Source organism: Palaeococcus pacificus DY20341, from assembly GCF_000725425.1.
Lineage (GTDB): Archaea > Methanobacteriota_B > Thermococci > Thermococcales > Thermococcaceae > Palaeococcus > Palaeococcus pacificus.
The window spans coordinates 255177-267489 of record NZ_CP006019.1 but is presented as its reverse complement, the minus strand read 5'-3'; the positions used below and the strand labels follow the sequence as shown (position 1 = coordinate 267489).

Genomic DNA, 12313 nt, shown 5'->3' with positions numbered 1-12313 from the left:
GGGTGGTTTATAAATGCATGGTTTAGGATAAAAGAAATCAGGAGAATCACTTTGCAATTTTAATGTCTGACGGCGTTATTAATAGCTTTGTTTCACACTTTGAAATCTTAGCAATGCTACCATCTAAAGCCCTCACCATTCCGACTATCTGCTCCGCAACCTTCTCTAGTATCTCAGGCTTTGGTTCCAGTGGTGTAAGGTCCGCTATTATTATGTTGCCTGCTTGTATCTCACTGGAAATGACCTCCAAATCAGAGTAGCTGGTTACAACCACTTTTTTAACGTATCTAATTTGAGGCTTGATAATCTCCCTAGCCAATTCATCCTCTTCAAGTGGTATCACATCTACTCCAACTTTTTCACTTTTCTTTGGGATTACTTCCTTTTTAAGGCCACTCAATGCCTTCGCCCTCTTAGGCTCTTCTTTTTTAGTTATCTTGTCAAACAATCCCATCCCATTCACCTCATAAGAATTAAGCTACAAATATTTTTTAACTTGATGTTTATATTTCTTTCTCTCAGAGGGCACGCTTATGTTTCTTTTCAGCGTTAATCCCGTCCCTTAAGCTCAACATAAGGCCCGTAAATGAGAGTAAAAAGGAGACAATGAGCAATGAGATAAACATTAAAAATACTCTGAAGAAGGAAGTAGCTCCGCCTCAGCCCGAGAAACCCCACAAATGGAGCCGGCATCTTCATGAAGTTTGTTCATGTTTGGTTGTCTTTTCGCTCCACAAAATTATCTGTTCTATCACTATTCCCATGATAATTACAAAGACTACAGTTAAAAGGAGCCTCGTTATCATAAACTTCAGTCCAAGGAACTGGAGCTCTACCAGCTCTTGAGGAATCTTGATACATGCCCATGCTGAAAGAAAGGCAATAATATTAGAAATGCGAGCACCTTTTTTAAGTAAAGCCGCAGCTATGGGAAAAGCAACATAAAGAGGGCCTGTAGGAAATGCTCCCATAAGTATAGCAAGGAATATACCTTTTATTCCAGAACTTCTCCCCAAATACTTCACGATGACATCATTTGGAACAAACACCGCAAAAAGTCCCATCAGTATCATCACAGCGGGCAGTATCAAAATCATCTCCATAAGGAACCCTTTTGAGGATGAAATTACAGGTTCTTTCTTTTCAGGGAATATTAATAACAAAACTATCTCAATCACTAATGTAATCCCTAAAAAGAGTATGTCTTTTACGAACCCTCTTTTCTGTTTCTCTTTCGACATCTTTTTCATAATATCGCCCCCATAATGAGCCCAATGATAATCGCAATGATAAAGCTCAACCCATTCCTGAGCAATGCCAGCTTTTTCCCCAATATTCTTATTTCGAGAGGTAAAGTAACCATCCCAATCATTGTCAGTGTAGTTATAAAGACAGCAACTGAGGTAATCGAAGCTCCTCTTTCAAGGAGAGATGCTGCCAACGGGAAAGATATCAACGAAGGAATATGCAGTACTGCTCCCAAAAGTGCAACAGTAAGCACTCCTCTAAACCCTGCGTCTTCACCGACAATCTTGGAAATTTGACTTTCCGGCACAAAACCAGAAAGCAAGCCTATGATGATTATTATAGCAAGAACAGTGGGAGAGATTCTAAAGAATGAGATCACTGCCATCTTTAGTGCTTGTTTTGTTTTTGCACGGTCTTTTATTAAAGCAAAAACCAGACATACAACAGCTAAAGCATTTATAAATATAGCAGTCATATTCATTGAATTCCCCTCCGCAATATATGAAACAAGATTCGATAAAAGTTTTTGGTAGAATAAGAAAAGTTTGGAAAAATTAACCCTTCAAGGCCTCATCCAAAAGACCTAATCCCAAATCAAGGTATTCCTTCGCCTTCCTCTCATCCTTCGCCTCGCTGAAAATTCTGATTATCGGCTCCGTTCCGCTCGCCCTCACGAGCACCCAGCCGTCGTCAAAGAGTATCTTAGTCCCATCAGTTGTATCCAGTGTGTAATTTTCCCTAGCAATTTCCGCCACTCTTGCCACTATAGCCTTCCTATCTCCCTCTACATGCCTTTTCGTCTTGACCTGATAGAACTTGGGCAATTCATCTATAAGCTCGCTAAAGCGCATGCCGCTCTTGGCAAAAATCTCCACAATCTTTGCAACAGTCATTGCACCGTCTCTTCCCAAAACATGATCCGGGAAAATTACGCCACCATTTTCTTCCCCGCCAACAAGACCGTTATGCTCTAAAAGAGCTCTCGAAACTATTAGGTCTCCAACTTTGGTCTTCAAAACCTCGCCGCCGTAGGTCTTAGTGAGCTCATCAATTATGTGTGAAGTCGCTATTGTGGTAACAACTAAGCCACCTTTGTTCTCCTCAAGCATAGCCTTTACTACAAGGGCAAATGTCTTGTCACCTTGGACAAACTTTCCGTTCTCGTCTATGAAAACACTCCTATCGGCGTCCCCATCTTGAGCAACTCCAAAATCAGCTCCTAGTGCTTTGACTATTTTCATGAACCCTTTCAAGTTCTCCTCGTTCGGCTCGGGGTTTCTGGCCGGGAAGTGGCCGTCCGGGTGGGCGTTTACCGAGACTACCTTACAGCCAAGCTCACGCAGGAGGTAGGGAAGGGTCAGGCTGCCGGCGCCGTTTGATGTATCAACGACCACAAAAGGTCTTCTCTTCTTGATGGCCTCAACGTCCACTTTGGCTTTTATAGCGTCAATGTAGGGCCTTATGATATCCCTCTCCACAAGCTTTCCAATCTCATTCCACTTCGCTCTATGAAACTGCTCATTGAAGAAAAGGTCCTCAACTATGGCTTCACGTTCTTTTTTCAATCCTAATCCATTGGGCTCAAGGAGCTTTATTCCGTTATACTCCGGCGGGTTGTGTGAAGCAGTTATCGAAACACCTCCATCTGCACCAAAGTATCTACATGCAAATTGTATAGCTGGAGTGGGGGCAATCCCAACGTCAATTACATTCACTCCAACACTCAAAAGTCCGCTTATGAGTGCGTTTTTTAGCATTTCTCCGCTTACTCTAGTATCCATTCCAACAATGGTCCAAAGCTCTTTGTTTGGCTGTTCTCTCTTTAAAAGCGTCCCAAATGCCATCCCTATTTTCATGGCAAACTCTGGAGTTATCTCCTCATTCGTTATGCCCCTAACACCGAATGTTCCAAAGAGTTTCCCCATTTCAACCACCTTCATAGCTCTAGTTATCACTTTGAATGATACATAAATAAAAAGTTTTGGAAGTCAGCTCCTGCCGAAATCGTCTGCAAATCTTTCTATGTCGTCCTCTCCTAGATACTCACCTATCTGTGTCTCAATCACCTCAAGGACAACTTTTCCGGGATTCTCTAAGCGATGAATGACTCCTGCAGGAATGAAAGTGCTCTCTCCTGGTCTCAAAAGAAGTTCCTTATCCCCTACTCTGACTTTAGCGGTTCCTCTAACAACCACCCAGTGCTCGCTCCTATGGTAGTGCATCTGCACACTCAACCTCTTACCAGGGAGGACGGTTAAGCGCTTAATCTTATACCTCTCTCCTTCCTCAAGGACTGTGTATGATCCCCAAGGCCTGTAAGCTGTCCTATGAACAATAGCCCTTTCGTCATTTCTCTCCGTAAGCATCTTGTATATCTGCTTGACCTTTTGTGCCTCTCCCCTATGTGCCACTAAGAGAGCATCACCTGTGTCTATGATTATCATGTCCTTAACGCCTACTGTAGCCGTCAATCTCTCGGTCATTATGAGGTTATTCTCAGAATCAACGCCCAAATATTCAGCTTTTTTACCCTTTGTCCTAAGGGCATTTCCGTTCTCATCCTTTTCAAATATCTCGTAGATAGCATCAAAGCTTCCCAAATCGTTCCAAAGCGTATTTAATGGCACCACTGCAGCTTTGTTTGTCTTCTCCATTATGCCGTAGTCCACTGATATCTCGGGGACAAGTTCATATGCTTCTTCAATAGTCTTGGCGCTCTTAAATGCCTCATAAACCTCAGGAGCTAACATCTTAACTTCTTCAATGAAGAGCTCGCTGTCGAACAAAAACATTCCGCTGTTCCAGTAGTAGCCATCCTCAACGTACTTCTTTGCAGTCCCAAGGTCTGGCTTCTCTTTAAACTCATCCACTCTATACCCGCCCTCAAGCTTCTCGCCAGGTTTTATGTAGCCGTAGCCCGTGTGAGGCTTCGTCGGCTTTATTCCAAATGTTATAAAGTAGTTATTGGCGAGCTTCTCAGCGCGTTCAAAAGCTTTGATATAGTTTTCATTTGTGTCTATTAGATGATCAGACGGAAGGACAGCCACTTTTGATTTTCCAAAGCTCTCGTGTATTGTCTTAATTCCCCAGTAAATTGCAGGGAGCGTATTTTTTCCAACTGGCTCCAAAAGGATGTTCTCTTCCGGAACTTCAATCCCCATTTCTCTTAAATCGTCTAAGATTCTAAACTTGTAATCCTTGTTCGTAACTACATAGATTTCTCTCGGTGTCGAAAATTTTAGTGCCCTTTCAACAGTTTTTTGGAACAAAGAAGAGTCGTCGAAAATTTTGATGAACTGCTTGGGCATTAGCTCCCTGCTCAATGGCCACAGCCGAGTTCCTTTTCCTCCGGCTAAAATCAACGTCTTCATTTCACCACCTCCATTATTTCTTCAAGAGAACTTATATTCTTAGCCCTCGGATGTTCAAGAGGCCCAATGATGAAAGCGAAATCTACAATGTCCAACATCGGAAAATCGTTCAAGCCGTCGCCAACGGCATAGCTCTCAACATCACCGAGCCTTCTATAGAGAGATAACAGCACTTCAGCCGCTTTACCTTTGTCTGTTTTTCCATGGATATTATAAAAGCGGCTTCCCCTAGACACATCGAGCCCCCTAGCTTTGAGAGCATTTTCAAAGTCTTCCTTCTCCCATCTGAATACTGTCTCGGAGTACTCGCGCTTCATTGCAAGCTTCGCTAACTCTTCCGGAAGCCCTGTAAACGCAATTATTTCTTCCAAAGTAGAGTTAGCATAATATTTAAGGCCAAATTCATCCCCCACTGCATTCAGTACTTCCCTAATCCGATCGTACTCTACACCCAAATCAATCACAAAATAATCGTCCACAGCTCTGCTGAAATTAAAGCTAAAGGGGAAGTAGTCCTTGGGAATATAAATACCGCTCCCGTTTTCGACTATGAACGGATCGCCAATTCCCAGCTCCTCCCTATAGTATTCCTGCTCTGCTCTCGTCTTTGACGAGTTGAAGACTATCCTAAATCCCCTTTTCTTCAGTTCTTCAACTATATCCCTTGCAGGCTCTGGAGAGTAGTCATCTCCTATGAGCGTTTTATCTAAATCGAGGAATATCACTTTCATACGAGTCACATTTCAAATTTTAATAGCGTTTCAGAGTTGTCCTCCACGACTTCCATCCATTTTTCTACATCAATGTCTTTTATGGGTGACATTGTTAGGGGCTTTGGAGGCTCCTCACCTTCGTTTAAAATTCCATGGAGCTTTAAGTCTTCTAAAATCCGAGTTTTAAGTCTATTCGAGGCGAGCTTTGAATGATAAATCGTCCCTAAAGAGCTTAGGATCATATCTGCTATATGCTCTCTGCCCTTCTCTTCATGGAGATGTGGATTTAGGGTCTCGATTTGGAAAATTTCAACTCCTTGATCATAAACTTCTTTGTACTCCTCCACATTCTCCCACGCACCAAAGCGCTCAAAGAGATATACGAGCTCAAAAGGCTCAATAGAGTAACCAGTTGAGAAAGGCATTATCTCAGCAAGCTTTATCGTCATAGCATGCTCTCCAGCGTTTCCAGTCACCACTATGTTAGTCTCAAAGTTGGTACCTTCGCCTATGAGATAGTTCATGTATCTGTTGGTTATCTCACTCACCCTTCCCCACTTTCTAAAGTACAGGCCGCGTTTGCCAACTTTTGGCTTGTGGCGCCAGCTTAAGCGAACCATGGAGTAATCGGTCTCGCTCATCAAAAAGCCTGCAGCATAGTCTTTGATGTATTCATTCACAGCCCCTGGGATGTAGTTGTCCGCATCCACAAAGCCCACGTACTTTGCACCAATGGCCTTAGCTAAAAGTATTCCAACGAGCATTCCTTCTCCCTTGCCGCTCCTAACAAAACCATCCTTATTTAGAATATCAGTGTATCCAAGCTCCTGAAAAGCCTTGGCAACTCCCCCATCTTTCTGGTGCACCATAATTATTTTAGAGTGGGTCAAGTTGTAGAAGTGCTTCACCAAATCCACTTCCTGCTTAAAGAGGTTTGGGCCTTCTCTTTTACTGTTTGAAACGAGAATAATCGGGCACTGATGAGGAATAGCTTTTAAAACACCATCAACGAGCTGAAGCTTCTCGTTTTTCATAGGAACTACAATGGCTATATCCTCCAGTATACGATATATATCCTCCCTCGGAACGTTTTTGACCGTAAAGCTTCCCACATCTTTCGTTTGAGTGTCGAGTTTTATAACTTTTTGAACCTCGTAAATCTCAACAGCTCCAAATAACTCCTTGTAAACAGGAGCTTCTAAAAGCATTATACCACCTCCAAAATCCTAAAAGCCTTCAAATTGCTGATTAAAAGCAATTCAAGCACAATTAATCCACATCTATTTAGTAACTTTGACTATATAAAATTTGCTAAAAGAAAAGAAAAAGTTAACCCATCAGTGCAAACTCTCCCACAAACGCAGAGCTTGAAATTGTGTCCCCTATACCAACAGTGCTCTTTGGGGAGGCCACTATTTTTGTGGGAACAAAGGCCAGCTGGCGGTCGGTCATGTCTATAACGCCGTCTTCCATACCAAACTCCTTCTCCAATGCTTCAATCAATGGAAAAGCCCTCTCATTCGTTGAAACGCTCAATGCATCCCTAATTTGGATCATTTTCTCCAAGTTTCCATACATTGCTTTACCTGCGGCCGCTAAAGCTGCAAAGAGAAGTGCATCCCTAACCTCATCACCGCTGTATTGAGTGAGCGCCATGTAATACCCGTAGGTGTGGAAGTGTATCCTTTCTATCCCTGTCTCGTCCATCAAGAGATGCATAGCATCTATAACGGCAAAAACATCTGCGTGGAGAACTTCCTGAGCCAAAGTATCGTCCCCTATTATCTGCATGAGCGAAGCTAGCTCAACCTCGTTTAAGCCTACGCTCGTAAACTTTGTAAGCATGCTTATTAAGTCCTCCCTAACAACCTCATTAGCCGTGTAGGCAAACTCAAAGTGGCTCTTTACACCAAGGCGGTTTAAGATGTTGAGCTGGGACTCAACACGGCTGAGGACATCTTTATAGGTAGTACCGTCAGGATAGTATTCCTTAAGAACTTGAAGGCCACTTATTACTGCCAGATCAACCCTCTCCGCTATTCTCTTGAAGTGTTCCCTAAACTCCTGCCTCATATAAACGCGGGCATTATAGTCGTCAGCGTTAGCGATGAAGCGGTTTTCTCTCGGTGCTTCAATGTCAAACACCTTGAACCCTCTAGGGAATTCGTAGATGTAGTGTATGAGATCTTCCTCACGTTCAATGGCCTCTTTTGGATGGAATAACTTCAACTCACCGTTTTCAAAAACAGGAACGTATATTGGTCCATCAACAAAGAGTTTAGCTTGGATCTCGGAGTTTTGAGGCACATGAACTATCGTTGGAATATTGTAGACCCCTCCAAGGAGGTTGGCCATTATACCTGCTTGACCTCCAATCCTAAGCTCATCCCATCCCCATTCCTTAAGATAAGCCCTTACCTCATTGTTCTCTACAAACCACTCCATAGCCTTTCCATATTTTATACTTCTCAAAATACCAGCAAAGAGTTCTTCAAGCGAGGAAACCTTCTCAGAAGGTTTTTCTATGAACTCAAAAACATTCTCTCTACCCACTTCTTCCACTCGCTTCTCTAAATCTTCCTTATCGAGATACTTGATGGCATCTATATTAGTGTTATACGCCAGCAAAACCCCTCTAACCTTTGGTAGAACATTTGTAGTCCTTTCAAATGCATCCACATACAGCCTCTTCCAAAGCCTTATCATTTCCTTATAGCTCTCTTTCATAGAGACCACCCGGCATTTATCAAAAAGTTTTGATATATCTTTGATCAATACCTATTTAAACTTTGTAAAAATTAAAGAGGATACTCACTCAGTCCACTTTGGATTGTCCTTCACAACAACCTCGCCATTCTCTTCGACCACTATCTTTGAGAATCCCTTCTCCTTAATTGTTCCATAGTCGTGACCAGCATCGGCTGGATAGAGGGCTAAGAATATAAATGGCTCGTCTCCAGTGTTTATCGTCCTGTGAGCCCAATAGGGTGGGACATAGACTATAGTTCCTGGCTCCATTGGAATCCATCTTGCTTCTCCTTCAGGCGTTTGAAGGAGCATTCCTCCCTTACCTTTCAAAGCAAAATAGACCTCAGCTCTATCGGCTTTTGAATGATAGTGTCCTTTCGTCATGAAAAACTCGCTCCCCACCTTGCCAGGATAGAGGACGGTTGTGGCGAAGTTCAAATCTCCATCCTTTTCCTCCTGCTCAACTGCATAGACTTCATATATTATGGGGTCCTCCTTTAGGAGCTTCTCATAGGCCTCCTCGTCGACATAGTAGCCCTTCATGTCGCTCAGCTTTCTAACGAGCTTTTTTGCATTCTCAATAATTCCACTTTCAAAATCAAGCTTAACTCCAAAAGGCTCTTTGTACTCCATCACCATCACCTCGTAGTCCTGCTATAAGTAGAGACTCGACTTATTTTAACTTTTCCCTCTTGTATCACCAAGAGTGAAAAATTATAGAAGGGACTGGAATATAAACGCCATTCCAATTGCCACAGCCCAATAGCCCGTGTTCCAGCGCAGGACTTTATAGCCGTCTAATGGCGGAACAGGAAGCAAGTTAAAGAAAGCTAACCAGAAGTTAACCATCGCCGTATAGTATAGAGCAATGCCGAGGGTAATAGGCAAACTCAGGAACTGCAGGAGCAGTAGAGCTATTAACCCCACAGCAAGATTTGTTGCGGGGCCGGCTATGCTTATTTTCCCATTCGCTTCTCTATCTTCCCAAGGCTGGTATGGGGCGTATATGTAAACTGCCCCGGTAGCCGCAAAGATGAAAGGCAAGCCTACAGTTTTCCGTAGAATCCCCAAGAGAAGAGCAAGCACTATTCCAGTATCCCACCGCTTATAGAATGCGGTATAGCCATAACCTCTAGCAACTTGCCTATGGGCTAGCTCGTGAAATATAAAAGCTGTGAATACCGCTAGAGCAACATAGGGAATTAACTTGAGCTCAAAGTTTGAGAAGATAAACGTTAGAACAATGAACGAGATTATTAAATCCTCTAGCTCCTGTGTTCGGAGATCCAACACCATTTTATCTACCTCTTATCTCAATCTTCTTGCCTAACACTAGCTCGGCTGCTTTTACCGCGCTTCCACCGCTTCCGACAGCAATTTTTACTTGTTCCTTCGGAACATAGACTACAATCTTATCCTCTTCCTCTTCCACCTCAAGTATCTCAACACGGAGCATTTGCCTTAGCCTATCTTCCATTACGACCACCTTTGAACCTGCACATTATTATAAAAGTCACATCCTTTTTTAACTTTATTGGACTATGCGGCAAAAGTTTTTATATGCATTCCTTGGAAAGCAGAAAAAAGAAAATGCTCAGCCCATTCAATCTTTGTAAGAGTTCAAAATCCTCTCTATACCTTTTTTATGCCCCAAACCGACAATAGCAACAATTTTAGGCTTTTTAATTCCCATGCGCTTTAAGTCATCAACGATGGCCTTTAAATTATGCGCCATTATCTCGTTGCGCTCCTCCACAAGAACATGGAAGAGGTATGGATAGCGGCGCTTAAATTGAAGCATCATAAATTTATACTCATCCATGAGGTTTGAAGCCTCTTCCCGCGAAGGCAAGAATGGTAAGAAAACCGCCAAGCTTTCCAAAAGGAGCATTATCTTCTCCCTAAGAGGAGCTTTTAACATCTTCGCGGTGATTATGCTTATGTTCTCGTCTATTACAGCTAGGGGTATTCCAAACCTCTGTGCCAGCGCTATAGCCTCCTTCATCTCACCGCCGGGCATCATACCAAACTCTTCACCGAGCTTCTCTTCGACTTTGGCGAGGATATACTGAACCAGTCCCCTCCTTCCAAACTTCAGCGCATCTTCAAAGCTTGGCCTTCGAGGGTTCTGCATGGCATAAAATCTCGTTCTATCCAGCTCAACCGCTATTGCATTGGGCTTCTCTTCCAAAATCGTCCGCCTAACCTCTTCCCTGCTTCTGGGGGAGACATGCATGGTTCCAATGAGCTTAACGTAGCGAAGATAACTCATATCCCTCACCGCTTATTCTGAGTCTATCCAAATCATTAGGCACTATAAAGTTATGGTTACATAATTCTCTCACTCCTTGAACGTATTCGTCATAGGTGTATCTGAAGGCCCTGTGGAAGAGTGCTAAAAGTTTAACCTTTGCTTTTTTAGCCATCTCACAGGCTTCACTCACAGTTGTGTGATAGCTGTCATCTCTGTCTTCATCGCTTAAATAAGTCGCCTCATGAATCAACAAATCGGCCTTCTCAGAGAAGAGCCTAATCCTTTCGCAAGGCGCTGTATCGCCCGTATATACTACTTTAATGCCTCTCCTTGGTTTCCCTGTGACGTCTTCCAAGTGAATGAGCTTTCCATTAACCTCGATTTTGCCCCTGCGCTCGAGCTCTTTCATCCAGGGACCGGGCCCCAAGCCAAGTTCCTCAATTTTCTTGAGATCAAAATTTCCTCTTTTGTCCTTCTCTTTGAATACATAACCCAGAGCTGGGATGCCGTGCTCTACCTTGAAGCTCCATATTTCGTAGTCGTTGAACTTTAACCTCGCCTCTCCCAGCTCATGAACGTGAACATCAAAGCTCGGTCTGAAAAAACCGCTCTTGAGATAGTTTTGAATGAACTCGAAGGTATATTTCGGGCCGTAGATGTGGAGAGGCTTTTCTCTATCCCAAAGAGTCATCGTTTGGAGTAAGCTCATAAGTCCGAGATAATGGTCACCGTGAAAATGGGTGATAAAAATTTTCTCTATCTTCATGGGGCTTATTCTAGCTATGCTGAGCTGTTTTAAAGTGCCCTCCCCCACATCCCACAATATAACCTCACCCTTATACCGCAAGGCTATTGCCGGGACGTTTCTCTCTTTGTTTGGCATTATACCTCCAGTGCCCAGAAATGTTATCTCAAGCATGATTAAAGATAGGAGAGAGAGTTAAAAAGGCTATCCATCTCAAAGGTTAAATATTCAAAGGCTCAACTATGTATGAGGGATTGAGATGGAGGAAATTATGAAAGCTTTGGAAATGAAAGATGCAGAAAAAGTTGCGGAGCTTCTCTACTACAAGGCAGACGAGCTCGAAGATGAAGAGCTTAAAGAAGTTTTAAAGAAGGCTGAAGAGTTAGCCAAAGAGAAAAAGCACCACGAGCTTTACAAACTTATAGCATACATCTATCAGGAGTTTTTGGGTGTAAATAAGATAAGTGAGTTTGAAGAGCTTGCATTTAGTGAAGACACCTTCGAGGCCAAGTTCCACTTAGCTGATTTATATGCCTTAACAGGGGAAATTGAGAAGGCTTTGGGGCTTTTCAGGGAGCTTTTGGAGGAAGAGACAGCTAAAGGCAACAAGGAGAACATTGCAAAGGTCTACTACAGCATGGCCCTAGCTCATGAAGAGCTCGCCGAGTATGACAAAGCCAAAGAGCTCATGGAAAAAGCCGCCAAAGCCTTTGAGGAGCTTGGAAAAGAGGAAGACTATATGCACGCACTCATATACCTGGCCTACCTCAAGTTTGAGAGCGGTGAAGTCAGCGAGGCCAAAGCTGATATAGCGAAGCTTTTACCAAGGATAAAGGACAAACCAACGCTGATGGCGCAGGTGCACCTGGTCTTTGAGGAGATATTTGAGGATGAGGAAAATTACGATGCGGCTTTACAGGAGTGCCTCTACGCAATGCTTGAGGCCAGAGAAGGAGAGTACCTTGACATAACCTTCGACGCGCTGATAGACGTCATCTGGCAGCTCATGCTGGAGGATAAGTTCGATGTAATCTACGAAAATATGGACATGTTCTCAAATGCCTTTGAAGATCTGAGAGAGTTTTTTGACGGCGTCAAAGCAATAGCACTGTTTAAAGACGGCAAGATTGACGCAGAAGAAGCCAAAAAAGCTCTAGGAAAGATAAAGGATCCAAGGCTATTAGATTTGGTGCAGCTCTTGGGAGAAGCAGAGTTCTGATTTTTATTCCCTCCT

Annotated in this window: 14 protein-coding genes; 1 reads left to right on the top strand and 13 read right to left on the bottom strand. The window is 43.2% G+C overall.

All coding sequences use genetic code 11. The annotated features are described in order from the left end of the window. Positions 1 to 46 precede the first annotated feature (46 nt). The 13 genes from PAP_RS01460 to PAP_RS01400 form a co-directional block, all read right to left on the bottom strand. Complete coding sequence (locus PAP_RS01460) at positions 47 to 454, bottom strand: cell division protein SepF (protein ID WP_048164261.1); 408 nt, start codon at positions 452 to 454, stop codon at positions 47 to 49. A gap of 241 nt (positions 455 to 695) precedes the next feature. Next, positions 696 to 1250, bottom strand: a complete 555-nt coding sequence (locus PAP_RS01455) for a permease (protein WP_048164260.1) — start codon at positions 1248 to 1250, stop codon at positions 696 to 698. Continuing rightward, positions 1247 to 1729, bottom strand: coding sequence for a permease (locus PAP_RS01450; RefSeq protein WP_048164259.1), 483 nt, complete (start codon positions 1727 to 1729; stop codon positions 1247 to 1249). The genes PAP_RS01455 and PAP_RS01450 overlap by 4 nt, the downstream gene beginning before the upstream one ends. Positions 1730 to 1802: 73 nt before the next feature. Next, entirely contained in the window at positions 1803 to 3173 is a 1371-nt protein-coding gene (gene glmM, locus PAP_RS01445) for a phosphoglucosamine mutase (RefSeq protein WP_048164258.1), read from the bottom strand. 63 nt (positions 3174 to 3236) lie between these two features. Continuing rightward, a complete protein-coding gene (locus PAP_RS01440; protein ID WP_048164257.1) occupies positions 3237 to 4619 on the bottom strand; it encodes a mannose-1-phosphate guanylyltransferase/mannose-6-phosphate isomerase in 1383 nt (460 codons plus the stop codon). Continuing rightward, positions 4616 to 5350: a mannosyl-3-phosphoglycerate phosphatase gene (gene mpgP, locus PAP_RS01435; RefSeq protein ID WP_048164256.1), complete on the bottom strand. Its 735-nt coding sequence runs from the start codon at positions 5348 to 5350 to the stop codon at positions 4616 to 4618. Before mpgP ends, PAP_RS01440 begins: the two co-directional genes overlap by 4 nt. Before the next feature lie 5 nt (positions 5351 to 5355). Beyond that, positions 5356 to 6540 (bottom strand): mannosyl-3-phosphoglycerate synthase, encoded by a 1185-nt coding sequence (gene mpgS, locus PAP_RS01430; RefSeq protein ID WP_048164255.1) that lies wholly within the window; start codon positions 6538 to 6540, stop codon positions 5356 to 5358. A gap of 121 nt (positions 6541 to 6661) precedes the next feature. After that, on the bottom strand, positions 6662 to 8035 hold the full coding sequence (locus tag PAP_RS01425; RefSeq protein ID WP_169738674.1) for an ADP-specific glucokinase: 1374 nt from the start codon (positions 8033 to 8035) through the stop codon (positions 6662 to 6664). 108 nt (positions 8036 to 8143) lie between these two features. Then, positions 8144 to 8713 carry a glucose-6-phosphate isomerase gene (gene pgiA, locus PAP_RS01420; RefSeq protein WP_048164253.1) on the bottom strand — a complete coding sequence of 190 codons (570 nt, stop codon included), beginning with the start codon at positions 8711 to 8713 and terminating at the stop codon, positions 8144 to 8146. A gap of 81 nt (positions 8714 to 8794) precedes the next feature. Next, positions 8795 to 9376 carry a site-2 protease family protein gene (locus PAP_RS01415; protein ID WP_048164251.1) on the bottom strand — a complete coding sequence of 194 codons (582 nt, stop codon included), beginning with the start codon at positions 9374 to 9376 and terminating at the stop codon, positions 8795 to 8797. 1 nt (position 9377) lies between these two features. Next, positions 9378 to 9557, bottom strand: coding sequence for a KH domain-containing protein (locus PAP_RS01410; RefSeq protein ID WP_048164250.1), 180 nt, complete (start codon positions 9555 to 9557; stop codon positions 9378 to 9380). A 126-nt stretch (positions 9558 to 9683) separates the two neighbouring features. Further along, positions 9684 to 10352 carry a TraB domain-containing protein gene (locus PAP_RS01405; RefSeq protein ID WP_048164249.1) on the bottom strand — a complete coding sequence of 223 codons (669 nt, stop codon included), beginning with the start codon at positions 10350 to 10352 and terminating at the stop codon, positions 9684 to 9686. Continuing rightward, positions 10330 to 11253 (bottom strand): ribonuclease Z, encoded by a 924-nt coding sequence (locus PAP_RS01400; protein ID WP_048164248.1) that lies wholly within the window; start codon positions 11251 to 11253, stop codon positions 10330 to 10332. Before PAP_RS01400 ends, PAP_RS01405 begins: the two co-directional genes overlap by 23 nt. An 85-nt stretch (positions 11254 to 11338) precedes the next feature. Between PAP_RS01400 and PAP_RS01395 the strand changes: the two genes are divergently transcribed. Then, complete coding sequence (locus PAP_RS01395) at positions 11339 to 12298, top strand: tetratricopeptide repeat protein (protein WP_048164247.1); 960 nt, start codon at positions 11339 to 11341, stop codon at positions 12296 to 12298. The last annotated feature ends 15 nt before the right edge of the window (positions 12299 to 12313 follow it).

What these genes read in the sequence shown, in the direction of transcription:
- PAP_RS01400 (WP_048164248.1), bottom strand. Translation starts at nt 11,253, where the DNA reads ATGCTTGAGATAACATTTCTGGGCACTGGAGGTATAATGCCAAACAAA.
- PAP_RS01405 (WP_048164249.1), bottom strand. Translation starts at nt 10,352, where the DNA reads ATGAGTTATCTTCGCTACGTTAAGCTCATTGGAACCATGCATGTCTCC.
- PAP_RS01460 (WP_048164261.1), bottom strand. Translation starts at nt 454, where the DNA reads ATGGGATTGTTTGACAAGATAACTAAAAAAGAAGAGCCTAAGAGGGCG.
- mpgP (WP_048164256.1), bottom strand. Translation starts at nt 5,350, where the DNA reads ATGAAAGTGATATTCCTCGATTTAGATAAAACGCTCATAGGAGATGAC.
- PAP_RS01415 (WP_048164251.1), bottom strand. Translation starts at nt 9,376, where the DNA reads ATGGTGTTGGATCTCCGAACACAGGAGCTAGAGGATTTAATAATCTCG.
- PAP_RS01440 (WP_048164257.1), bottom strand. Translation starts at nt 4,619, where the DNA reads ATGAAGACGTTGATTTTAGCCGGAGGAAAAGGAACTCGGCTGTGGCCA.
- PAP_RS01450 (WP_048164259.1), bottom strand. Translation starts at nt 1,729, where the DNA reads ATGAATATGACTGCTATATTTATAAATGCTTTAGCTGTTGTATGTCTG.
- PAP_RS01455 (WP_048164260.1), bottom strand. Translation starts at nt 1,250, where the DNA reads ATGAAAAAGATGTCGAAAGAGAAACAGAAAAGAGGGTTCGTAAAAGAC.
- pgiA (WP_048164253.1), bottom strand. Translation starts at nt 8,713, where the DNA reads ATGGAGTACAAAGAGCCTTTTGGAGTTAAGCTTGATTTTGAAAGTGGA.
- mpgS (WP_048164255.1), bottom strand. Translation starts at nt 6,540, where the DNA reads ATGCTTTTAGAAGCTCCTGTTTACAAGGAGTTATTTGGAGCTGTTGAG.
- glmM (WP_048164258.1), bottom strand. Translation starts at nt 3,173, where the DNA reads ATGGGGAAACTCTTTGGAACATTCGGTGTTAGGGGCATAACGAATGAG.
- PAP_RS01395 (WP_048164247.1), top strand. Translation starts at nt 11,339, where the DNA reads ATGGAGGAAATTATGAAAGCTTTGGAAATGAAAGATGCAGAAAAAGTT.
- PAP_RS01410 (WP_048164250.1), bottom strand. Translation starts at nt 9,557, where the DNA reads ATGGAAGATAGGCTAAGGCAAATGCTCCGTGTTGAGATACTTGAGGTG.